At 36.1% G+C, this 25,936-nt stretch carries 15 protein-coding genes, 1 tRNA gene and 2 pseudogenes; 8 read left to right on the top strand and 10 right to left on the bottom strand.

Annotation, left to right across the window (positions count from 1 at the left end):
• From ACFIML_RS02840 to ACFIML_RS02810, 6 genes and pseudogenes are all read right to left on the bottom strand, one after another.
• A pseudogene (locus tag ACFIML_RS02840) lies at positions 1-1,583 on the bottom strand (hypothetical protein); the annotation flags it as partial.
• 421 nt (positions 1,584-2,004) lie between these two features.
• Positions 2,005-2,169 (bottom strand): hypothetical protein, encoded by a 165-nt coding sequence (locus ACFIML_RS02835; protein WP_375606217.1) that lies wholly within the window; start codon positions 2,167-2,169, stop codon positions 2,005-2,007.
• Positions 2,135-2,656: a hypothetical protein gene (locus tag ACFIML_RS02830; RefSeq protein ID WP_375606216.1), complete on the bottom strand. Its 522-nt coding sequence runs from the start codon at positions 2,654-2,656 to the stop codon at positions 2,135-2,137. The genes ACFIML_RS02835 and ACFIML_RS02830 overlap by 35 nt, the downstream gene beginning before the upstream one ends.
• A 679-nt stretch (positions 2,657-3,335) precedes the next feature.
• On the bottom strand, positions 3,336-6,347 hold the full coding sequence (locus ACFIML_RS09420) for a YadA-like family protein (RefSeq protein WP_404977318.1): 3,012 nt from the start codon (positions 6,345-6,347) through the stop codon (positions 3,336-3,338).
• Between the two features lie 625 nt (positions 6,348-6,972).
• Positions 6,973-12,981, bottom strand: a complete 6,009-nt coding sequence (locus ACFIML_RS02815; protein ID WP_375687317.1) for a Vomp family autotransporter — start codon at positions 12,979-12,981, stop codon at positions 6,973-6,975.
• A 718-nt stretch (positions 12,982-13,699) separates the two neighbouring features.
• Positions 13,700-14,215, bottom strand: a complete 516-nt coding sequence (locus tag ACFIML_RS02810; protein ID WP_375606213.1) for a helix-turn-helix transcriptional regulator — start codon at positions 14,213-14,215, stop codon at positions 13,700-13,702.
• Positions 14,216-14,705: 490 nt separating this feature from the next.
• Here ACFIML_RS02810 and ACFIML_RS02805 point away from each other — a divergent pair, with 490 nt between their 5' ends.
• Positions 14,706-15,152, top strand: a complete 447-nt coding sequence (locus ACFIML_RS02805) for a hypothetical protein (protein WP_375606212.1) — start codon at positions 14,706-14,708, stop codon at positions 15,150-15,152.
• Positions 15,153-15,154: 2 nt separating this feature from the next.
• Positions 15,155-15,424 (top strand): hypothetical protein, encoded by a 270-nt coding sequence (locus ACFIML_RS02800; RefSeq protein ID WP_012754562.1) that lies wholly within the window; start codon positions 15,155-15,157, stop codon positions 15,422-15,424.
• Positions 15,425-15,741: 317 nt separating this feature from the next.
• Here the strand turns inward: ACFIML_RS02800 and ACFIML_RS02795 are convergent, their stop codons facing one another.
• The 3 genes and pseudogenes from ACFIML_RS02795 to ACFIML_RS02785 form a co-directional block, all read right to left on the bottom strand.
• A complete protein-coding gene (locus ACFIML_RS02795; protein WP_375606211.1) occupies positions 15,742-16,953 on the bottom strand; it encodes an MFS transporter in 1,212 nt (403 codons plus the stop codon).
• Between the two features lie 450 nt (positions 16,954-17,403).
• A pseudogene (locus tag ACFIML_RS02790) lies at positions 17,404-17,610 on the bottom strand (hypothetical protein); the annotation flags it as partial.
• 26 nt (positions 17,611-17,636) lie between these two features.
• A complete protein-coding gene (locus tag ACFIML_RS02785) occupies positions 17,637-17,849 on the bottom strand; it encodes a hypothetical protein (protein WP_375606210.1) in 213 nt (70 codons plus the stop codon).
• 1,110 nt (positions 17,850-18,959) lie between these two features.
• Between ACFIML_RS02785 and ACFIML_RS02780 the strand changes: the two genes are divergently transcribed.
• The 6 genes from ACFIML_RS02780 (at position 18,960) to ACFIML_RS02755 (ending at position 24,657) form a co-directional block, all read left to right on the top strand.
• Positions 18,960-20,150 carry a hypothetical protein gene (locus tag ACFIML_RS02780; RefSeq protein WP_375606231.1) on the top strand — a complete coding sequence of 397 codons (1,191 nt, stop codon included), beginning with the start codon at positions 18,960-18,962 and terminating at the stop codon, positions 20,148-20,150.
• Positions 20,147-21,400: an ATP-grasp domain-containing protein gene (locus ACFIML_RS02775; protein WP_375687315.1), complete on the top strand. Its 1,254-nt coding sequence runs from the start codon at positions 20,147-20,149 to the stop codon at positions 21,398-21,400. Before ACFIML_RS02780 ends, ACFIML_RS02775 begins: the two co-directional genes overlap by 4 nt.
• 116 nt (positions 21,401-21,516) lie before the next feature.
• Complete coding sequence (locus tag ACFIML_RS02770) at positions 21,517-21,777, top strand: hypothetical protein (protein WP_375606208.1); 261 nt, start codon at positions 21,517-21,519, stop codon at positions 21,775-21,777.
• The gene (locus ACFIML_RS02765) at positions 21,743-21,832 is read left to right on the top strand and encodes a YqcI/YcgG family protein (protein WP_375606207.1); all 90 of its coding nucleotides are present in this window, start codon (positions 21,743-21,745) and stop codon (positions 21,830-21,832) included. Before ACFIML_RS02770 ends, ACFIML_RS02765 begins: the two co-directional genes overlap by 35 nt.
• 68 nt (positions 21,833-21,900) lie before the next feature.
• On the top strand, positions 21,901-22,071 hold the full coding sequence (locus tag ACFIML_RS02760) for a YqcI/YcgG family protein (RefSeq protein ID WP_375606230.1): 171 nt from the start codon (positions 21,901-21,903) through the stop codon (positions 22,069-22,071).
• Positions 22,072-23,436: 1,365 nt separating this feature from the next.
• A complete protein-coding gene (locus ACFIML_RS02755; protein ID WP_375608754.1) occupies positions 23,437-24,657 on the top strand; it encodes an MFS transporter in 1,221 nt (406 codons plus the stop codon).
• Positions 24,658-25,131: 474 nt separating this feature from the next.
• Here ACFIML_RS02755 and ACFIML_RS02750 read toward each other — a convergent pair.
• Positions 25,132-25,221, bottom strand: a tRNA-Ser gene (locus ACFIML_RS02750).
• Positions 25,222-25,936: the final 715 nt, after the last annotated feature.

Raw genomic sequence — 25,936 nt, 5'->3', positions numbered from 1 at the left:
ATATTCGTGATAGAAGTATCAACAGCATTAAAAGCAGAACCAACATCATTATGAGAATTACCCTGAATTGTGTAAGTTGGTACTTTACCATTAGATACATCTGCACCACCACCAAAATATTGTGATATATTTTGACTTACACCTGCAACGTCGCGATTAACCTGCTCCAACTGAGCAAAATTCACTGCATCATCAGGTTCTTCCCCAGCTGCCACTCCTGTAATCTGCTTATTGCCAGCATCAATGCCATCCACAGTTATTTTAGCCCCATCAGCAAACAAAATGCCATCATCACTGATAGAGCTTCTCCCAGCGGTAACTCGTTCCACTGTAATATTATTAGCTAGATCAAATGTTACATTATTGTTTTCCTCACCTTTTGTAATCTTAAGATTGTCACTTGCAGCCGACAAATCTACAGTATCTTGTACACCAACAGCTTTAGCATTTTTACCCCCAACAGATAGTGTCCAACCTTGGTCTACGTATTTTTGCAATGATTTTAACTGTGCAACATTAACGGCATCAGTGTCGCCACTACCAGCTGCCACTCCTACAATCTGGCGCGTTTTTTCTGATTTAGCATCACCAACACTTACTGCACCTAGTGTACTCGCCCATATCATGTCGTCAGAATCTGAAGGGCCTTTAGTTAAAGAATTATAACCGATAGCGCCCGCAGCAACATCAGCCACAGACTCGCTCCCAAGAGCAACGCCTAAATTTATCGTCGTTTTTGAATAAGCACCAAAAGCTATAGATTCCTCACTGTCCGCCTTAGCACGATGTCCAATAGCAATTGATTCTTCGCCCGTCGCTATTGTACGGCCCTCAGTAGGAATCGGCTTACTACCACTTCTACCTTCACCACCTATTGCGATACTTTTTTTACCTACAGCGTACGCCAAATGACCTACAGCAACAGTAAAGCTATTATCCACCTGCGCGCCATAACCAACAGCAACCGAATCTGGAGCGTTTACTATTATCTTGGCACCAAGAGCAACAATATCACTCTTTCCATGGAGTTTTTCAGCCTTTGTTATATCATTACCAAATATGACATTAGTACCCTCTACGTCACGTTGCAGTCCGGTATCGCGCTGCATTCTAGTCATAGAGTCATTACGCAAAGGATTCAATGCATCAATAATCGCTGTATTCTCACCATTCTGTACACTGATAATCGATTTTTTATATTGCCAGCCTGCATCTAATGTCCTTTCAGATGAATTTTTACCATCTGCCCTCAAAACATTCACAATAGGATCATCATTACTTATAGCAGAAAGGGTTTTGGTTAAAAAATTTACATAGTTATCGGAAGCGTTAACTTTTGGCATCATTGCTACATTCAATGCTGTTAAATAATTTTCCTTATCACCATTATAGTAATCATACGCAGAGATAATGCTTTGCGGATAAACCACGGCAGCATTCTTCACATTTTCAAGAGATGCTTTTGTTAAATCGAAATTTGCTGAAAAAACAGGAGCAGCATTCGATAAAAACAAGGCAACCGCAGTTCCCAACGAAGCTACTTTAAACAATGATGATTGACGATGTGAGCGAGAAAAACTCAAATCACGCAGATTTTGTGTAGTATATAATTTTTTCATAATACCCCCCTTCATAATAATAGATTAAAAACACAAAAAAGGTATGATCTAGAGCTCTAAAGCTTTCCTATTTCCCTTGCGTGTTCCTACTTTTACAGCGTGTTTTAGGACATCAATAAAATTAAGACGTAAGCTTTTGTTTCTGCAGCGACTTTAAAGAGTAATTAGGGGTAGGTTCATGAAAGTCAATTTAAGGAAGGTAAAAAAATACTTAATATTAGAATAGCTTTCGTTTTTTCTATCAAAGGTTGTGTATCGTTTTTTAGCTTTGATCTCTTTGAAAGAGATATAATTTTTGTGCCTATTGATCATCCGCTTAGGCATCAGTTTATTTTTCGTGAATAAGATTTTTTTATTTCATTAGAGGATTTATGAAAGCTTTTTACTAAAATGCACCATTTATATTCTTACTAATGGTAATGTATCTCGTTGCTGTATCCTGTTTTACAAAAATACTCACTGCTACTTGTTCTTTTATTCCCTTCAGTTGTGAAAAATTCACTGCATCAGTATTGCTAGTTCCTTCTACAACATTTTTTACTTGCCGCATTAATATTACCGGTGGTTATTTGCAGGCCATCAGTAATTACTAAGCCTGTTGCATCGACTTTTGTTTTCTCTCCTAATGTTATGCTTTTCAATGATATATCATTAGCCAAACCAAATATGAGCTTATTTTCATCGTCCTCATCTCTTTTAACCGTGAAGTTACTTCCTCCAGATGAAAAATTTATTGTACTATCTAGCACCCATATCTTTAGCTTCCTCACCAGAAATAGACAGTTTCCAACCTTTTTTCTTACGACTTCTTCTAAATCCTGCAATTGTCTAAGGTTCATTGCATCGGCAGGTTTGCTACCAGCTGCTACACCTATAATTTTTCGCGTTATGTTCTTACTAGGAACACCAATACTTATTGCAACTTTCATACTTTTCCATTGAGATTCAGTGTTTTTAGCCGGTCCTTGCAGAAGAGACGTATACCCAAAAACGCCATCAGCCCTACCGGACACAGAGTTGTCTCCAATAGCCCCCATCAACCGTCACTTTAGAATAGGAATCTAAAGCGATACTTCCAACCCCATTTGCTTTTGAATAGAAACCCATAGAAATAGCTTCTTGAGCAAATGCATATACACGGGTGACCAAGTGAAATCGAACCATATTCTAAAGTTTTAGAAACAGTTCCCACTACTGTTGAATAATCACTCTTCGCAAGTTGTATAATCATTTTCCCCGTATTCGCTCTTCTTATTATATTCACCACCTATTGCGATCTGCTTTTCTCTAAAGCGTGAGCCATATTGCATACAGCAACGCTCCATTCTTTTTCCGTTTGCGCTCCACTATCTAAAGCAATACTTATGTTTGGAGTACGTTGCATATCTGTAGATCGTTTCATTATAAAGCATACGTTTAAAACTATACGAAAATAAAAGCTAAAACTGTCTCATTTTATAAAGGGTATATTCGTATTTACATTGCGTGAAGCATTTTAACAAATAAAAATAATAGCAATCAATTTTTTGAATCTTTACCACTAAGGTCTTTTATTCTCAACAAAAGTTGTCATAGGCTTTTTATATTCGGATTTTATATAATTACGGGTGTTTTATACATTTAGAATAGCTTTAGAGAGCTCTGGAAAAAAGTAAAAAAATTGCCCTTTTCTTAAATAAGAAAAAGGCAAATCAATTTTATGGATTTAGTCGTTTATTAGTTGAGTATCACATTAACTCCTGCACTTATACCCCAGTGACCTCCAGAAGTAGTAATTGACAAGTTGGAACCAATATAACCGTTCTCTGAAGTATAACCTGTACCAAAAGCAAAAGCAGATTGACTACGCCATAAACCACTACCAAATGCGATAGTTAATTTTCCAGGGATATCACTATAGCGTAAACTAGATACCGCTAAACCAACAGCTGCTGCCTGTCTTGCCTCTTTTCGAACATCCTCAACAACATAACTTAATGTCGAAACCTTCATATCCGTATATGAATTAGCCCCACTAACGCCATCTTTTACAAGATGAGAAATTTGCTCATCCGTATACTTATTGGCACTTTCAAGCACAAAATCCATCTTATCTTTTAATTGACCGCCATTAACCGCTTCTTTCGAATCTTTTTTAATCTTTCCATCGGCTACATTGTCTATTAATACTGGAGAACTGTCATCTACACCAACTAATGTAACTTTATTGGTCTTTTTGCCCGTTTTTTTATCTTTATCATATTGTACAGATCCCTCCGTAACTTTATTTTCAATATCCTTTACCTGATCTGTAATCATCTGCTGAGTTTCCCAAAGCTGTCCTCCATTCACTGCTTCTTTTGAATCTCTGTCTACCTTACCATTCGCTACATTGATAATCTTACTTGGACTCTTAACACCCTGAGAATCAACATGAGATGCATCATAGCTTCCTTTTTCTTTATTCCAATTCAGACTATTCGAAGAGGTATCCTTTTCAACTTCTTTTATACGATCGTTGATATTGCTCATGCTGTCATTAACAACATCAAATGCTTCAGAGACACTATTACGCTCCTCTTTATCACCTTTCGTACCATCCTTATTAAAGACCTGAACGTAGAATTTTGGTCCTTGCCAGTTTCCTTCCTTATCATAACCAGATCCTCCACCAAAATATGAGGCAAATGTCTGTTGAAGAGTATAAATCTGACCACCATTAATCGCATCCGTAGAATCTTCTGATATCTTTCCTTTCGCAAGGAACGTGATCTTGCTGTTTTCCTTTTTACCTTCTTCTTCATGCTGTGCTACAAACGCACCTGCATCATCACTCCACAACAACGCATTTTGCTCAATGTTGTCTGAAATCTCATTATGAAGATTCTTGAAAACCTTATTTACACCGGAAAACGCGGCTGCAATGCTATCATAATCTTCCTCTACAAAGCTTCCATCTTCTTGAAAAGTCATTATCTTGAAACCTGGAAGAACCCAGCCATCACCATCATACTTAGCATCACCACCAAAATACTTTGCTAGCGACTGATTCAGATCATAAATCTGCCCGCCATTAACCGCATCACTCGAGCCTGATACTATAGAGCCAGCAGCAAGTGATGTGATCTTGCTTGCTTTTCTGTCATCACCTTCCCCATGCAGAGCGACAAAAGCTTTTTCATCAACGCTCCAAGATAAAGAATCTTGTGCAACTCCCTCTGAGATCTCCTTAATGCGAGCGTTAACATTTTTGATATTCTCATCAAGCCCTTTAAAAGCAGAACCAACATCGCTATGCGGTTTATCTGTTACAACACCTTTTTCATCAATATTCGATAATTTATACTCTGGTACTTTAAAGTTTTTTCCATCAAAGGATACATTTCCACCTAAAATTTTTGATAAATCCTCAGTGATTGTATGAATCTGACTACCATTAACAGCATCTGTCGAACTTGTGCTAAGATCACCAGATGTAACACCCGTTACCTTTTTATTTCCAGCATCAATACCACCGGTGGTTATTTTCGGACCATCAGCAATTACTAAGCCCGTGGCATCGAAGGTATTTTTACCTATCTTTACGCTCTCCAGTGCAATATCCTTAGCTAGATCAAATTTTATATTATTGTCATCTCCGCCCTTTGTAATATTTAGGTTGCTACTTCCAGCAGAAAAATCTACTCCGCTATTCATGAGAACAGTGGTAGCATTTTTATCTCCAACAGAGAGTTTCCAACCGTTTTGTCTTACAACTTTTTCTAAGTCCTGCAACTGTCTAAGGTTCACTGCATCGGTAATATTAGAACCAGCAGCTACGCCTGTAATTTGTCTGGTTATACCCTTACTATAATCACCAACACTAACTGAGCCCCGCGTACTTTTCCATTGCGCCTCGATGTTTGTTGCAGGCCCCTGTAACAAAGAAGTGTAGCCAAACTCACCAGCAGCCCTATCGGATATAGAATCGCTTCCTAGAGCAACACCTCCCGCAACCGTCACATTAGATCTAGCGCCTATAGCAACTCCCTGCGGCGCCCGCTCCTTTGCGTATGCATTGTATCCCATAGCAATCGCTTCATTTGCATAACTATGTGCTTTACTACCGAAGGCTATTGAAAAATCACCAAATGAAACTGTTCTCTCTTTTTCATCAGAACTATCGGTTAGAGAAGAGCCGATTGCAATGCTATTTTTAGTATTTCTACTACTACCAGCTAAAGCAGTTAAGCCGATAGCAATCCCTTGGTCAGCCTTCGTCTGCGCTACCTGCCCGAAAACAATAGCATCATGCGCTTCTCCCTGAGCTCGTTCACCATAAACAAGAGGATTACCCAAATCCTGCTTGCTAGTTATCTGATCTCCCTTTACAACTCTTGGAGTTAAATCTGCTCTTGTTATTTTTTTACTTCCAGCATTCATATCAATTGAACGTATCGAATCGCTGGCTTCTGGCAAAACATTCACTATAGGACTATAATCACTTACACCAGTAAGAGTTTTAGTTAAAAAATTTGCATAGTCTTCAGAATTATTCAAACCAGCAACAGAGAGAATGCTTTGTAGATAAGACACGCCGGCACTTTTTACACCTTCAAGAAACGTGTTTCTAAAATCAGGATTTGCTGAAAAAACAGGTGTAACATTCGATAAGAATGTAGCCGCTGTAGCCAACGAAAGAACTTTAACAAAAGAAAAACGAGAAAATTTTAAATCGCTCCCTGCTAATTTTGTATATAATTTTTTCATAGTGAACTCCCCAATGAAAGAAATAACTATAAACACAAAAAAGACACATTTAAACGCTATACAGTCTTTTAAAGTTGTTTTTTCTAAACGTATTCAAAAAATTTAGTACCTGACTGAAAAGATAAAGAAGTTGTTTTTTAAGATTAATACGTTTTGCTCTTTTACATTTTCTAAGAAAGTAAATTTTTGGTGACTGGTTTTTTAACCTTTAAACTTATTGGTTGTTTTTTGCAAGGGGTAGAGTTAATTTAGCGTATTGTTTTATAACTTCTTCCAGTAAAGTTGGAATACATTTGAATGTATAATTTTATCTTAGTAGAAAACTTTTTAATAGATTTGTAGAGAGCAAAAGTTTTTTATCTGTAGAGTGCTACAGATTTTTTAGATTTAAAAATTAAAAAAGAAAATAATGAACTTATAATTTATGAAAGAACTCATTATCTTATTTTGAAATAAGAAGTTCATTTTGTTGAAAGTGTATAGGTTTTTTTCTGTTTTTTAAACCTGTATTTATTATTATAGCGCTTATCAATTTGTATACATGTATTTTTACATACGTAACAACAATTCACCCCTGCCTCATGAGACAGGGGTGAAAAGGAATTTTTATATATTTTGTTTATTATCAATTCAATGTCATATTGAATCCCGCACCTACACCCCAGTGACCTCCAGAAGTTGTTGCGGATATGTTAGAACGGTATTTTCCATTTTCCGAGGTGTAACCTGCACCAAAGGCAAATGCAGACTGACTACGCCATAAACCAGTACCAAATCCAACGCTTAATTTTCCAGGTGTATCATTGTAGCGCAAGTTAGAAACCGCTAGCCCAATAGCCGCTGCTTGTCTAGCCTCTTTTTTCACATTCTCAATGCTGTAGTTTAAAACGTCAAACCTCATATCTGTATATTGTTTAGCCCGATCAACAGCATCATCAATCGCATCAATCTTAATATTATTAACCCGTTGATCTGTATACTGCTTGGATTGATCAAGAATAATCTTCATCTGTTCTTGAGTATAATCATGGAGTTGACCACCATTTACAGCCTCTTTCGAACCTTTTTCAATTTTACCATCAGAGACATTATCAATCAGAACAGGTTCACTGGCATCCCCCCCCGCTAATGTGATTTTATTGGTTTTTTTGCCGTTTTCATCTCTATCATAACGAACAGCATCCTCTTCAATGTTGTCAACTCTATTATTGATGTTATCAACTTTGGCATCAATATTGATAACTGTATCACCAATATCAGCAATCGTATTGGAAATGTTATCAACTCTGTTGGTAAGATGCTGAACATCTTTTTCAACACCAGTGATACGTTCATTGGTTTCCCAAAGTTGTCCACCATTAACCGCATCTTTCGAACCTTTTTCAACTTTACCATCGGCTACATTGATAATCTTACTTGGTTGACCATCATGGTTAGCGTCATAGGCTCCTTTCTCCTTATTCCAGTGTAAAACATCTGAATCAACCTTGTTGATGACATCATTAATACGGTTATTTATGTTTACCATACCGCCATTAACACCACCAATCGCCTCAGCAACATTATGGTGCTCTTTCTCAACAGTTGTACCATCAGCATTGACTTGAACAATCTTAAAAGTAGGATCTGTCCATTTGCCATTCTCATATTTGGCACCGCCACCAAAATAATTAGCAAGCTTGTTGCTCATGAGATAAAGCTGGTTCCCTGTAATGGCATCCGTTGAACCTTCGGCAATCTCACCATCCAAAAGATATTTCAATTTGCTCTTTGTTTTCTGCCCATCTTTTTCATGACGTGCAACAAATGCTTCTTCATCATCATCCCACAGTAAAGCATCTTTAGAGAAATCTTCAATTTTCTGATTAAACTCATTGGATACATTCGTTAAGCGTTGATTCACATCTTGAACATTTTTATCAAGACCTGTTAAAGCATCACCAACATTGTAAAAATTAGCCTTCCCTACTTCACCACCTACAATAGCGGATAAAGTATATTTCAGCCCTTCAAAAGCACCGTTAATAAACTTTGCACCACCGCCAAAAAACTTTGCAATATCTGCTGATATTTTATTAATCTGACTACCATTGATTGCATCGTTGGAATTTTCAGAAATGCTACCATTTTTCACGTTACGAAGAGCAACTGGTCCGTTGTTCTTATCGCCGCCCAAAGTTACACTACCGTAATTAACACTATTATCGTCATTCTTATCATAAAGAACCGCAGTAGCAGTTACTGTCTCAATATCTTTCGTAATATCCTTTATGCTTTTATCCAGTTGGTCTTTGTTAACAGCTTCATCGCCCTTCTCTGCTGCCTTAACACCAGAAATAGAACGCGCTACACCAGCATATCCCGCAATATTGATCTCAGTACCAGCCGTTTTAGCACCGATAGTGATAATATTTGACGCTTTGTCTTGTTGGACAAGATTATTTTCTTTCATTTCAATAATCTTATTATCAAGATTTGTAATAGAAACATTCACACCCGTAAATGCCTCTGTAACATTATTATATACCTTATCCTGAATAAGGAAAGCTGGTTCTATACCTGCAAGCACATCCGTACTACCACCAAAATATTTCGATGTATTTTGAGCAACCTTTTTTAAATTACCTGTTACATCGTTAACATTTTGATTAGTAGCAAAAAGCTGTGAACCATTTACCGCTTGCGTTGATGTTTGAGAAAGTTCTCCATCTTTCACACCGGAAAGTGTTCTTTCTTGATTATCTTTATTTACAAGGCTGATTTCAGTACCACCTGTCGCCTTACCAACGGTAATAAGACCTTCAGAACCTCCTTCTTGTTTCACAAGACTATTTTCTGTTACATTGGTAATCTGACTATAAATATCCGTAATAGAAGCATCAACAGCATTAAAAGCAGAACCAACATCATTATGTGTATTGCCCTGAATTGTATAAGTTGGTGCTATACCGTTAACCACATCCGCATTACCACCAAAATAATTTGATATATTCGTACTTATATTATCAAAATTATCATAGAGATCTTGGATTGCACCATTGGTCTCAAAAAGCTGAGCACCATTCACCGCCTCAGTTGAATCTTCAGTAATCTTCCCACCTGAAACACCAGAAATAATACGAACACTACCTTCATTATTTATGATACTGATTACACTACCACCTGTTTTCGCACCAATGGTGATAGAACCATTCTCTTCTTCTTGCTTAACAAGACTATTTTCTGTCACATTGTTAATTTGATTATAAATATCCGTGATAGAAGCATCGACTCCTTCAAAAGCATTGGCAACATCCTTATACCTCTTCTCAACAATATTACCATCAGCATTGTGCTGAGAAACTTTGAATTTAGGCCCCGTCCATTCTCCATTCTCATATTTAGCACCACCGCCAAAATAATTAGCAATATGATCACCCATCGAATGAAGCTGAGAACCATTTACAGCATCAGTGGAGTCTTCAGTAATGTCGCCATTCAAAAGATAGGTAATCTTACTGTCTGTCTTACGCCCGTCCTTTTCATGGCGTGCAACAAACGCTTGCTTACCTTCATCCCACAATAAGGCATCCTGAGAAAATTTATCAAATTTATTGTCTACATATGTTAGTCGACTATTCACATTTTTGACATTTGCATCAATTCCTGTCAAAGCATCACCAACATTTTCAAAAGTTTTCTGTTTTACCTTACCATCTGCAGAAACGGTAGATAAATTATACTGCGGTCCAATAAAAACACCATTTTCAAATGAAGTACCACCACCAAAGAAACTCGCGATATCTCCAGATATTTTATTAATTTGGCTGCCATTAATTGCATCTGTTGATTCTTCGTGAATTTCCCCATTCATAAGATAGCTAATCTTACTTTTTGTTTTATTACCCTCCCCACCATGCCGTGCAACAAACGCTTGTTCTTCTTCACTCCAAAGTAACGCATCTTGAGAGAGAGTATCAAATCTCTGAGTAAATTCATTAGTAACATTCGTCAAACGATTATTCACACTTTTGACATTCCCATCAAGTCCTTTCAATGCAGAACCAACATCACGATAATTAGCATTTTCTATCGTACCATCTTCAACAATAACAGATAAACTATATTTTGGTCCTTTAAAAGCACCGCCTTCAAACGCTGCATCTCCACCAAAAAATTTCGCTACATCTTGAGAGATCTTATTAATTTGGCTGCCATTGATTGCATCATGCGAATTATCAGCAATTTTACCATCTTTGACATTCAAAAGAGCAACGGAACCATCACTCTTATCTCCACCCAAAGTTACACTGTTATAATTAATACTGCCATCTTCATTCTTATCATAACGAACTGCAAAAGCACTGTCTATCTTAATATTGTTAACAATATCAGTAATATCTGCAATCTGACCATCAAGTTGTTCTTTATTAACAGCTTCATCAGGGCTTACCGCTGCTTTTACACCAGAAATTGTCCGAGCATCACCCGATTTATTTGCAATATTAATTGTTGTGCCACCTCTTTCTTTACCCACAGTAATAGGAGCATTCTCCCCATCTTGTTTCACAAGAATGTTAAGTTTAATACTTTCAGCTGTCTCTCTTATAGTGTCTTCGAGTTGCTTTTTATTAACGGCATCATTATCCTCCACTGCTGCTTTTACACCCGAGATAGTTCTGTCTCCTTCACTGCCTGTAATATCAATTTTCGTGCCATCTTTTTCCTTACCAATGGTGATAAATTTCTTCTCTTCGTCCCATTTAACAAGACTATTTCCTGCCATTTCATTTTTGATTTCGTTCAGTTGTGCAAAATTTACTGCATCGGCATCTTCAGTTCCCCTTGCCACTTTTGTAATCTTTTGATTGCCAGCATCAATACCATTAACAGTTATGCTTGGTCCATTACCATCAGTAAACATAAAGCCATCAGCAGTCATTACGCTTTTTCCTGCTGTAACACTCTTTACACTAATATTATCAGACAAACCAAATTCCACAGTGTTGTCACTGTTTTTGGTAATTTGGATATTCGGGTTACTTTCGCGACCAGCTGATTGTAAATTTACCGCACCGTTTGGACCAATATGCGTAGCATCTTCACCATTAACAGAAAGTTGCCAACTTGTTTTAAAACCATCTTTTACTTCCTTCAGCTGTTTATAATTCACTGCCTCGTCATCTTCAGTTGCGTCTGCGACTCCGGTAATCTGTTGATTGCCAGCATCAATACCATCTATAGTTATTTTTGCCCCATTAGTAATTATAAAACCATCGTCACTCATAGAGCTTTGTCCTGTAGTGACTTTTGTCAATTTAAGAGTATCACTCAAAGTAAATTCAATTTTATGCTTATTATCTGCAGTTTCTCTTTTAATCTTTAAGTTATCTTTTCCTACTCTTGTATCTTTCACTGAAAAATCTATCGTACTACCTGGATTCACGTCTGTAGGATTTGCATCATTAGCAGAAAGTTTCCAAGCTCCTGAAACTAAATCTTTCATGGCTTTTAGTTGCGCCACGTTTACCGCATCGGTATCTTCACTTCCAGCAGCGACCCCTGTAATTTGTCGTGTTAGCGTACCATTACCAGTACCACCAACTTCACCAACGCTGAAAGCGCCTGTAGTGCTTTTCCATGCTATATCGGTTTTTGTCGAATTACCATTCGAGCTAGGGTCATAACCAACAGTCCCCTTTTTTCTATCAGAGATAGATCCTCCACCTACAGCAACACCATCCTTAACAAGCACCTGTGAATTTACACCAATGGCAACCGAATCTTCTGTTTCAGCATAAGCTTGTGTACCTATAGCAATGGCATTTTCTGCCTTCGCGATTACTTTTCTGTTAGGATTATTTTCTTCAGTTCTGTCAGAGCGCCTACCCCCTATTGCAATAGCTCCTGAAGCTTGAGCTTCAGCATCTGTACCTATAGCAATCGTATAATTACTTTCTGCCTTCACCTTTGTACCTAAAGCAATACTACTGTCACCAGAAGCAGTTGCAAGTCCTCCAATAGCAACAGCAGATTTCCCCGATGCCTCTGAACCAACACCCATAGCAACACTTGCTATACCACTTGCAAGTGCGGAAACACCAAAGGCTTGTGCACCCCCTGCCTTTGTAGTTGCGCCAGCACCAAACGCTGTTGAATAATTCCCCGTTGCAGAAGAACCACATCCAGTTGCAAAAGAATAAATACCAAAAGCCTCAGGTATAGCATTAACACTACCAAAAGTTGGCGCCCCCATATAAGCACCATTATTACTTGTAACTCCGTCACCAACCCAAACAGCCTTTTCTGTAGTCGTACCATAAGGACTACGACCTCCAAAAGTTTTCTCACCAACAAATCTTTCATATTGTTCTTCTGCAGTTATTCGTTGATTATCAGAAACTCCTTCTTGTTGCTTGCCACCACGTCCCTTAACATTATCCGCACCACAGAAGTCATCATCACCAGCAAAAACAATACTTCCATGACTACCATATATGTAAGGAACATCACCAAGATTCGAACTCTGAACAGTCGCTCCTCTAATGGAAAGACCGGCAGCGAAAACAGGAGAAACACTCGATAAGAGTGTCGCCATTACCGTACTAAGAGAGACAACTTTAATTAAATTTGGTGTGGAATATTTTTTTTTCATAAGAACCTCCTCCAACAGAGTTCAACATCATTACAACGCGCGGAAACACTCATGGCAAAACCCTCAGTTTGCGCACTTCAAAAACCAATAAATCAAGACAAAACCCTCCCCCTACGATACCGCTATTTTTACGGCATCGCCCTAAAATCTTTGCAACAACATCGAATCTAGAAAAGTCCCCAACCCTTTTAGCTAGAGGGATTCAAGCTAAAAAATAAATAAAAACACAAAACTTTGAAAATATACCGTTCTCTCCATTCAAAAATACTGCGATTTATCTCTTAACAAAAATAGTTTCACTAAAGAGCAATTCTATTTTTCAAATAAAGCGCATTAAAAGAATGGCAAGAGTGTAAAAATAATTTTTTATAAATTTATAAAAATACTTCTCAATAAAATAGCTGTTCTTATAAGCACAAATTTATGATTTTTTAACTTATAGCATAATGTAATAATGACAATTATCATGATAACATCACTCTTTGCTGCGAAGTAATCTGTTTCAATATATGATGCACACCTTTGAAAGAGTTTTTTTATATCACTACTCGTCATTTTTTATCTGTATTAGAGCAATGTATTGATTTATAATGATAATTTATTATTATTCAGGTTGAATAAAAGACTCAAAAATTGTGAGATTTTTACATTCCAAACTTGGTTATATAGTAGAAAATCAAAAAAGCTCCATTTTTTAAAAGAGCTGTTCGTTCATATCTTATGAAATTTCTAGAGGTGTTTTTTCAGCTTCGATTTTACGTCTTAAATGTAATTTTAAAAGCGGCAAAGTGGCTTCGATTTCTTCTATATCATTGAGGTTTTGAATAAGCTCTTGCAATCTTCCATAAAGCTCTGCTGCTAATTCCGCAACATCTTCAGGAGAAAGTGTTATTTTTGCATCATGATAGGTCGTATAAACTAAATGTCCAAGCTTTTTCATCAGCCCAGCAGGAATCGCCTGCGGTTTAAAACCAGCTGCTTTCGCCTTTGCCACATCTGAAAACATCTCACCATCACCCGTTACAAGCCAGTTTAAATTGACTTTTAATTTCTGTGATAAAACAGCCAAAAATTCTACATTGGGAAAGGTCGTGCCTCTTTCAGCGTGATCATAAATGGCTTTATTAATACCTAAACGGCTTGCTATTTGGTGCCTACTAAATAGCAAACTTTCTCGTATCAAACGTAATCGCTTCGCTTGTTCTGTTTTGGGTTCAATCTCTTTTTTTGCCAAATTACATAATAATACAAATATTGCGTTGACTTAATTCAATATTTGCACTATACCTCTCGTTACTGCCCCTTAAGAAGAGCAGTTATCACATACATAACCCCACAAAAACGGATGTTACAGTATCCATTTAAGCAGGAGCGAAAATTATGACAATTACAAAAAATGCAATCGCCGTGGTATTTTTCTGAGCTGCGCCCCTGTAATATAACCTTGGAAAAACTCAAGCCTATCAGAGGCTATTTTCCAGAGTCAAAAACATTTGGACACAGGCCAATGAAAAAACTAAATGCGCCAATGCCAACTCTATCAGTTTGCATGCCAAGCCAATTCTTGCCAACTGCTTTCTCAAAAGTTGCAGTCATATTCTTTCAAAAGCAAAAAGCCTAATACGATTCTCTTCATTTCATGCTGTGCAATATACCACTGAAATTTTATTACAAAAATATGCTAATGCATTTCCCATAGGTTTTATAAGGTAAAAAGTTTATCAATGTCTAAAAATCAATATAAAATAGGCAAAATAATTGGTATTCTACAAAAAATGAGATTATCACTCGTTATTAAAAAGTTAGACGTTTACAAACCCTGTTTGCTTATTTTATATATTAATGGCACTGATTTAGCTGTAACTGGCAATAGAGATTTCAGGTTTTTTGGTTTATCGTCAGAATACTCTTCCTCTACGCATATTAAAAGCCTTTTGGCAATGTATTTTAAATGCTATAAATTCTATAGTAAACACATTGCCATCCATATTTACAATTGGGCGCTTCAAAATCTTGGAGTAATAAAATCTTTAATAGGCTTTGATTTAAAAGCGCGTATTTTGCAGAAAATTGACAAAACCATGAGGTTCGTATACATGGCAATTTTAAGTGATGATAGTGGAGTGATACTTAAAAAAGCTGCATGGAAACCCGCAACGTTGAGGAATTAAGCATGACCTCTTTATGCGATAAAGAATTATCTGATACACTGGTTGGTCTTTATGACGACTATCAACGCGGTTTCGACATTGGAGAAGAGCTTAAACTGTGCGTGGATTTAGCATTATCTCTTGAATTGGAACTCAGTATTCACCGTTTAAGTGAAACAGATGCTGTTTTAAAAAAAGAGATTGTGCAAACCTTGCATCGTCGTAGAAACACCCATTCCAATGAAGATGAAATTGATACAATTTTTCATATGGATTTTGAAAAACAAAAATAATGCAATACTCTCCTCGTATGATAAGATATTACCTCATCGCTTTACTTTCTGCTACGCTTAGACAAAAAACTTTCAAGAAGATTTAAAGTGTTACGTTTTCGTCTTCTTAACAGCACTGAGGTGAATTAAAGAAACGCATCAATTCTTTTGGATCATTATCAAAAAGTGAAGGGTATTCTCTAGCATACATCAATTTATGCTTTATTTATTAAGCACCAACTTTCCATTTGCTCACCACCCCTTTAAAAACAAAATGTGAAATGTGCTGCAGCGTAAATATTTATAAAATAGCGTATTTTACCACACTTAAAGCCAATTTATTGTTTTTCATGTTTATAAAACAGTACAATGAGAATTCCAACAAACGCAACAATGCTTTGAAAAAAATATATCGATTGAGGTGATATGCTACTGTTATCGCTTGCCATAATGAGATAGAATCCGAGGATCAAGCATCCAGAGATACCATTAAAACTTGCCTGCAATCTTCCTTGGTATTCAGGATCACAAGAGAGTTGTGATAAAGAAATCGAAAGAGCCCAACTCGAAAGTCCAAATCCAATCATAAAGTAAACAGGAAAAACAACAAAATTGTGTGTATTAACAGATAAAATAGCGAGGCCAATAGCCATAAAAGCTAATAAAATGGCTAATGTTTTCCTTATCGATAAAACTTTACAAAGAAGTGGTGAAAAAAACGCACCTGTCAATACGCCCATAGAATAAAGCACCTCAAATATTGCAAAGGTCCTGTTATCAGCATGTAAAACCTCTTGTATATAAGGAACGAGAATAACAGGAATGGTCATCAAAAGAGTCATAATAATCATCTGGCTTATATAAGGTACAAAAAGAGCCGGATTCTGTTTAAAATAATGAAGGGACGCTGTATAATTTTCCCACCAATTTTGCTGGTTTTGTTTTTTAGATCTTCGGTTTTTAGGTACCTTCATTACAAAATTAAATAAACCAGCAATGATAAAGAATATACCACCTATTAGAAGAGTTCCTTTTGTTCCTGCATAGGATAGTATAAATCCACTTAAGCCCATACCTACGATAGTGCCAAGTTCATAAACCATATCGATGGTTGCATTTGCATTGATGAGCTGTTCCTTCAGCACAATACTTTGAATTAAAGAAATAGCTGATGGCATATAAAAAGGGATAAAAATACCCAAAAGAGCAGATAAGACCATCAATTCAATTTTTATACCAAAATGCCAAAGCATTACCCAGCTTACGATTACCAAACCTCTCACAAGATTTGAAATAATAATCTGCGTTTTACGGTTATATTTATCTGCCAATATGCCAAAAATAGGCGCAAAAATAATGCCAGGCGTCCAAAGAAAAAGCATCATCAACGCTACACCACGGATTGAGCCCGTCTGATTGTAAGCGAGCCACGACAATGTAATATAATTTAGTCCACTTCCAAATGTAGCAAATAAGCCACTCAAAGTAAAATAGAGAAAAGTTCTATTTTCAAATAAAGCAATGCGTTCCTTCAAATTTGAAGTGAACATAAATTATCCTCTAAAATGAATCTCAGTCGATATGCATGATACATCCTGTTTAAAAACAGGCATTCTTACGATTTTCATTTTAGATCATTAAATTTAAGAAAGCAAAATTTCTTTTTTGAGGCTTTTACAATCTTTGTGCTGTTGTATGATTAATTCTTCTATGAAAACAGAACATTTATGGACAAAAACAAATTTAATATTTTATGTGCGTTTTATTCAGAAGCTACACCTTTATACATATGTGAAACAATTTTACGGTATGGAAGCTGCACTCACATCATTGCCCTTATTATTCCGTGCATTAAAATATGCTCGAGTATACTCCTCCATGTCGTTCTTCTATCATCACACTTTGGCTCTAAAAGAATAAACACACTATTATCCTCACGATAAATATTGATAACTTTTCTATTCCTCTTCTCTAAATCTTTTAAAACAAGCCCATTACAGTTAGCTTTCCAAATAAATTTTTTCAATAAAAGAGAGTTTTTCTTCGTATTTTAAGTTTAAACCATCCCTTTTCTGCAACCGTTCCAGTATAGTAATGGGCGGTAAATGAAGATAAAATGTAATATGAGGTCTTAGAATAGATTGATTTAATTTAAAGGCACTTTCAACAGAAAGCTCTCGAGCATAAAAATAAGCAAGACTAGAATAAACATATCGATCCTAATTAATAAATTTTACGATGACGTTAAGGAAGGTTCAATAATTTCAAGCGTATGTTTGCGTCTATCTGTCGCTGATAAGAGTGCTAAAAGCAACGGATCAATTGCTTTTCCATTATCTAAGTAATCTCTAATTTCTGGATTATTTCTATACCAATAACTGGGTTGAAAAGTTTGTATTATATGTTTTTCTGTTGAGTAATGGCGAGAAATTTCTTTGAAGACCACATGGAATTATAAACTTTTTTATCAAAATACATTTTGTCTATATACTTTCCATAAGTTAAATTGTTTTATGTCTGAAATCTCTTAATGTTTAATAAGGTGTTTTTTTTACTCGTCTCTAAACAGAAAAACACAATACTCCCGCATTTTGTATAACTTATTAACTTTATGATAAATGGCGGTATATCGACTTAGTTTTAAGATAAGGTTATATTTTAGACAACTTAAAATGAGATTAAGTATTTGTAAAAAATATATTTTTTGATCACACTCCATAACCTGCCATTTTTTAACGAATTCTAGTAGAGTTTCCGAGGATTACTCCTATAGCGTCGTGTAAGTGTAGAGAAATGAGTTCGATCTCAGTATTTATTGTCCCTAAGAGCTGGTAGTAGATTCCGCTACATAGGAATCTAATGAAATCAACTCTATCTTTTCTCAAACCACTTCCCTCGCTATAAGCATTTGATATCCGATTCCGTTAAAAAGCAGCAGAGCAATTCTTGGAAAACATCGCTGAGATATTGAAATATGCCTAGCAAAAGCTTTTGAATCAAATGTTTCACTATATTTTCGCTATATTCATAAACTGAAACTAAGAATATTATAATAAGCCCTCAAACAACGACGACGCCAAAATCAGCCGTAATAAAGCCTCCTAAAACTGAACCAATAATACCTTCTCTCTATAAAAAGACTACTATGTAAAGGTTTTAATACAATACCTTAGCGCTAATGCCATAAATGTTTCTGATAGATAACGAAGTTTATTCGTCACAACAACATCTAACAACGGTCAATAGAAAAACCTCAACCTTGAGTATAAACAAAATCAACTTGAAAGTGCAAAATATATCTCTAGGACATAGTCCCTTATTGGCAAGCCCCCTGCCAAGAAACACAGTAAAAATACCAGCCTCCATCCTACTCATTCTCCTGAAAATAAGCTATCTCTACCATAAACATCAGCGTTCAATTTTTCCTACCGAAAAAACTTGACATGCACAGCAATACATGTACACGTTTATAGCTTTTGAACATGTATGCTGATTTATAATACTGTGTGTTTTGAAGAGATTCTGAAATGGGGGGGATAATGTGCACAAACAACTGATGTTTCGGTTTTATGGGCTTGTTGTCCTGCTGTATCTTTCTGATATGGTTTTATTTTTAAGTAATCTTTGGAATGCTTATCGCATAACATCCTCATCGGTTTTCCTAGGCGTAACCATGGCTTTAGGCACCCTTATGCCCTATCTTTTGAAAAAAAGCGGACTTGTGCACATTAAAGCCTCACTGCGGTTGATCGATTTATACAAAAGGCGGATCATTATCTATAGCCTTCTTTTATTGATTGCTCTTTTCCATTACGCTGATTCCCCCTTTGGTTTTATCGCTGTCTCTATCTCTATCGGCTATCTCTCTTTGATTACCTTAAGCACACTCGAGACTTATAATACTAAACTAGCACTTAGTGGTTATATTAGCGCCCAAAAGGCTTCCCGAATTATGCAAACAGTGGTGCAAATTGGCGCTTTTTTGGGAGCAGCACTAAGTGGTTATCTCTTAGAAGCGACCAGCCCTCGAGGGGCAGCGGCTGAAATCGGTTATAATGGTTTGATTGTGACACTTTGTGTGTTTGACATCATTATAAGCCTTATAGCCGGATATATTATATTTTGCGATGAATACAACGCTACAGATACCACAGCACTTGCAACAGGTAAGAAGCCAGCACCTACACCGCAAGCGGATGGACTCTCCCGTGAGCTTAAACTTTTATGCGTCTGCATAGGACTTATTGGCTTTCATATTTGCGCTTATAATACGCTGGCAACCATTCTTTTTCAGAGTGTGAAAAATTTTGGCTCTGAATACTATGGGCTTTGCAGTGCGGTTGCGGGCATGGGCGCTTTTTTGGCTGCTTTTATCAAAATCCCTCGTTTTGAATTTATTCTCCCAGCCCTTATGTTGAGCGTAGCTGATCTTATTTTTAGCACCACACAATCGCCCTATTTAGCTGTGGCCTTTTGCTTTTTTATTGGTTTTTCAATGAATACCATGCGAATTAATGCCCGCAAACATACGATTGAAGCCACCAAAACAGAGGCTCAAGCAGAGCTGGTGGGAAGCTATAGCGGCATGCTTTATACTCTCTCCCAGTCGGCAGGTTATGTTATCCTTGGTCTTCTTACAAGCTCTGCCCTTATGGGTCCTCAAGCAGCTGTTTATCTTCTGCCCCTTATAGGATTGATAATCTTTATTTATGTTCTTTTCCTTTTATCACAGCGGAACAAAGTATGAGAAAACCTATTCTTATTGTCGACCCTTTCTCCACAGGTGCCCTCTATGGCCCTGCTTTGCAAAAATTAGGCTATGCTTGTTATGGTGTTGTCTCTCAAGCAGCATCTTTTTCACACTTTATGCTTTCTTATCAGGGAAAGGGCATGGCAGAAACGAAGCTTCATAGTGTAGATGAGATAAAGAAACGCTTTCCTATCGGCACGATAGAGGCTGTAATAGCGGGTGCCGAAAGAGGTATCTATTGTGCAGAGCAATTGGCGGCTTATTATGGTTGTCTTGGGAATAACCCCTTGACTACCGATTGGCGACGGAAAAAAGCAGCGATGCAAAAACGCCTTTGTGAAAATGGTTTATCTTACATCCGATCAAAGATTCTTACAAAAAACGATTGTACTTTCGATGGTTTTGAAAGCCACAGCGGCTATGTGGTAAAGCCAAATGATTCTGCAGGGAGTGATGGTGTTTTATTTTTCTCTAATCTTGAGGAAGTAGTAATGTGGACCTCTGAAATAGACTGGAAGAAAAAAAATATTTTTGGCGCACCTAACGAGGCCTATTTGCTCCAAGAAAGATTGGAGGGAGAAGAATACATCGTCGATGCCGTTGTAAAGGGAGAGGCTATAAAAATATGTAGTTTGTCACGATATAAAAAAGGTATTCATAATGGAAGTACTTTTGTTTATGAAACACTTGATGTGCTTGATTCTCAAGATCCCTCTTATGCCCCTCTTATCTCTTATGCAAAACAATGCATTCGCGCGCTGGGGATTGAATATGGACCTGCGCATATGGAAATCATGCAAACAGCTCGTGGTCCAGTGATGATCGAAGTAGGAGCCCGCCTCCACGGAGGAATTGCACCCACCTTGTTCGCGCATTGCTATGAAGATGGTTTACTTGAAAGCTCCGTTAACCTTATTGCAGGCGTGTTTTCGCAAACACCAAGTCGCTTTAAGAAAAAAGGGCGTATTATCTTCCTTATCAACGAGATCGACGGTCATATTATAAAAGATGTTAACGTATGGCGGCAAAAGCTTTATTCCTGGGAAAATGTGGTTCATTTTATGCTCTTTTTTAAAGAAAACGAGCCCCTCCCCCTAACCATCGATTTAAATACCTGCCCAGCTATTATAGCAATTTGGGGACACAGTGATGATGAATTATCAGCTTTGGAGAGGATCATTCGTAGCAATTTCTATAAAATACAGCAATGGGGAGGAAAACATGGATTCAGAAGCGCAAATAATTGAAAATATAGACAAATATTAAAAATGGAAGCAAGTCATTTTTAAAGAATTCAATGCAACCATGAATAACACAATTAGGCCTTTTCTGCCTATTTGGTGTAAATGGATACTCAAAAAATATGCTTAGATTTGGGTTCTACAACAAGCTAACCTCAAAAAATATGATGGAAGACCTGATAACTTATTGCGATAATTATAAAAGTTTTGGAAAGAACACATCTTTTATTGCATTCGAGGAGCCAGCCCCATACAAAGTATCGAAGTTTATAGAGAAAAATTCTGATCTATGCTTAAAAATTTGCGAGATTTTGACAACCGAGAATGACCTAAGTATATACAAAAAATATGTACAATCGTCTATGGGAGTTCTGCTTTCATAGCGAACCTATATTCATAGTTTGCAATACCCCGTCTTATATAAACAGAATTAAGTAAGTTCTATATTTATGTTAACTTTCCAGCTTAAGTGTTTTTTCTGATCTTCTCTCTACAGAACAAAATGCATTCTCGTTATAGGAAAAAAGCTTGAACCTTTTGATATTATCACAAAATCTCCTTTTTTAGGAAAATATGGCGAACCCCAAAATAGAGAATGGACGCAATATTTTCTGCAAAACAACACTATTGAATCCCTACCTTACTCATATCATTTAATGAAACACGATAATGACTAAGTTTTCTAAAATTAAATTAAATAAAAATATTTATGATATATTAAAAATTATGCTGCCAAAACAAGGCTCTATAAAGATACAAAGGGATTTTCCAAAAAAATACGCGATTGACATATTCACAAGGTCGATGAAATTCTCTTGAATTATAGAGGGAGATATATGATTGTTTTTCTAATTGTGACAGCACACAAATTTCGTGATTTATTTTGCCCATTAGAAAATATTGGTTAGTTGAGTAAGTTTTAAAATACATAGCATTCCGTATAATGTAGTGTGTATGTATAAAACTTCTCAGGATGATCGTGTTAATAGCAATGTTTAAGGGGGCTTTTTTTGGAAAGATTTTACAGCAATTACGAGTATCTCTAGAATGAAAAGCGCTGATTTTTAGAACAGAGAGAAACATTGATTATAACAGTTTATTAGGCTAAACGCAGAATATTTATCCTAATGATTGATGGTTAATTGTAACGGAATAGTTTTTTGATAATCATAAAGAAAAAGGTATAGAGCGTGTTTCTTTTAGTTAAGGAAGAGTATTGCTCATTTTTCTTTCTAAAAGTAAGCAAATTCAAAGATAATTTTTTGTTCTTGTAGTGGTGAGAAAATAATTGTTGAATTCAGTGAAGGGAAGATTCCTATAGATTGTTACAAAGTTTAATAAAAGTTGGAATACTTAAAAATTCTCAGTTCCTATAATGATTTAAGAATACCAGATTAGGATACGGAGAATTCAAGAGCTCAAAACTTTGTGATAATATTGGTTTAGAATTACATCTTGTTCATTCAGACGAGATGAGCTCGTTATTATATGTCACAGAAACATAGAGGTGGAGAATTTTAAAAAAGCTTATTCAGAATCTGACTTAAAGGTTATTGGAACTTTAACAGTAAGATTGGTTTTGTCTCATGTTGCTCAAAAATTAGCAACCAATCTTGTTGTGACTAGACTAAATTTGGAAGATCTGCTCACTGAATATTTTTATAATATTATGAAATGATAAAATATTAATATTTCTTCTTGTACCGTACATGAAGCCGGTGCTATTTGTATTTATTATCCGTTGCACCATTGTCCGAAATATATTTTAAGTGGTTGTCACTTGAAATATGCCTTGGAAAATTATTTGGCAAGAGAGCGTACCTATATGTATTGGAAAGTAATTTCCTATTATTTGTCTCAATCTATGCGTACAACGTTACCAAGTATAGAATTCATGCTGACAGATGACTTGCGAAAAATAAGTGTCTATAACGCATTTAGACTAAAATTTTACGAAAAACTGGAATTTAGTCCCGAACCATATTCGATAATGGAGAAAATCGTAAAATGGCTTGAGTCTCTATTTAAGAGGGAAGAGGCTATTGCGTAATTCTGTTTTTCTTATGATTGTGATTGGTTGTTTGACGAGTTTTTGTGCTAGTGGTGTATTATCTATTGGCCTTTCTTTGTTACAATTCCAAGATACAACGGGAAAAGCGTCTGCTACTTTAAATGTCGTTAATTTAATCGCAATTGGAATTGCTGGTTTATGTTTGGGAAATGTGTTGGCGCACTATCAAGGCTTTATAATTGGGTTTTATAGTCAAATTATTTGCGCTTGTTTATTGTCTTTCTTATTATTTATGAACAATCCGGTACTTATTTTATTTGTATTTTTTTTACTTTCTCTCTTGATGGGGGCTGATAATCCAAATAACAATAGTGCCTTGAATCTGCTGGTTCCAGCTCCCAAACAAAAAGCTGGAATTTTTGCATTTTATACTAGTTGCTGTCAGTTTTTTGTTATTATATCCCCGTTGCTTATATATTTTATAATTGCGCATTTGGGGCACAAAATAGCCATAGCCTTTATTGTATTTATCTATCTTTTGAATGCCAGCTTATGGTTTCGTATAAAGTCTATACAACACCTAAACAGAGTAAAAGAGCTATTAAAAAAGCCATCTCAAAAGGCTTATGGAGTTGGTTTTAGATGCCTTTGGCGGATTTCTGCGTTGCGGTTTTTAACGATTAATCGTATTTTGAATAATTCTCTCTATACGGGGCCTATTGTTTTATTGCCACTTGCTCTTGCTTCTATAACATCAGATAACATAAAATTTACAGCTATTCAAAATTCTATTTTTGCTTTGTCAGCACTGGGTTTTGTGATCAATGGTCTTATCTCATCTTATTATTTACGGAAATTTCCATCTTTAATTCGTTTTTTTGTATGGGGGGCACCGGCTTTTGCCGTGATCGCAATCTCTTTTGTTTTATATTTAAATTTTACTCAATATTCCCTTTATATTATGGGGTTTTTATTAGGTATTGGGCAATTTTATTTTAGGGTATCGGGAATAACAATTGGACAAGCTATCACACCTAGTGAAAATTTAGCCGAGGTTATTTTAGCAGGCGATGCCAGTGTGCGCATTATAACAGCTTTATTCTCTATTGTGCTTTTATATGCAGGAAAATTTTTTTCATTTTCTATATTATACGTCCTGTGTGTATTTATAGGCTTTTGCGCCCCTTTATTTATTTTGCACGGACTATCTATTTACATACAAAGCTTAGAGATAAAAGAAAGTGCCGCATGAATGATGTTCAATTATTATATTACGTCAGCCTTTTTTTGATTATCGTATAGATAAAAATTTTGTACAAATATTCATGACATTAATTTTAAATGAGCACATTGCGTGAAAAAAGCTGAGGTATTCGTTATCTCTGATGTGGATAAAACGCATTTAGCCCGTTAATCAACAAAATTGCAAATAGCACTATGATCACCATTAATTCTAAAAGCTCTACCAGAAGTTAGTGATAATGGCAAAAATCCTTTAATGATATTTGAAGAGATCGTTTATGCTAGATCAGGTTATCTAAAGATCGAGAGAAGAGGAGCTTAGAAATTATAAAATTGATGAAAATTCAATAGTAATTTCTAAGTGTACATAATGACAGGCATAGATCGGCGCGAACTAGTCAATTTCAAACAATAAAAAATCCTGCAAATGCTGAGCTTTTTAAACTATGTCATATCAAGCATATGAAAGTTCGTTTTAAATTAATGGCGGAGAGAGAGGGATTCGAACCCTCGATATGGTTTCCCATATACACGCGTTCCAGGCGTGCGCCTTCAACCACTCGGCCACCTCTCCAGAAGTTTGCACTATACCCAGAAAGAAATAACGTGCAAGTCTAAACTATACATTCAAAACCCAAAAAACAAATTCATTTATTAAAATAAGAGCTTTTATCTGTTGAATAACAAGCACATCTCTTCTTTTTAAGAAAAAACTTTTTTCGTGGATAGGTTTGTAGAATACAATAATGGGAATAAAAAGATTGTCACCAGTTATAAACTTTCATGCTCATTTACGCACTTTCTGCTTCACAAAAAAATACTTCTCTTAAAATTGGCATACAGTCCATGGTTTTACGCAACCAAATAATTAAATATTTCTCGCTTCACAGCATTGATTACCCTAATAATAAATAGAATAATAACGATATGAACTTCTTATATCCCTAATATTAAAATTGTTTATTCAGATAATAAATTTCATTTCAATAAAATCATTCTCGACCTCCTTCTTGCCTCCAAGGATGAAAATCCTTAATCACTATAACTTTGATTACAAACAACTCTCTCTTGAAATGAGATCTACCAGCTAATCACTTTTATGTTTCAGACAATATATAACATATTGATTTATAATGATGAACCATCGTTTACACATCATAAAAACCTCGAATATCGTAATTTTTTCTCACCATAACCCCTTTCATATTGAATTAATTAAAATCACTTGCTTAATAGGAAGGGATGGTATGTGGGGGGAGAACATTTTAAGAGAGGATAAGTGGCTCTTA

It is taken from the genome of Bartonella sp. AC62GZZY, from assembly GCF_042196525.1.
Classification (GTDB): domain Bacteria; phylum Pseudomonadota; class Alphaproteobacteria; order Rhizobiales; family Rhizobiaceae; genus Bartonella.
This window is presented reverse-complemented; position numbering and strand designations above follow the sequence as displayed.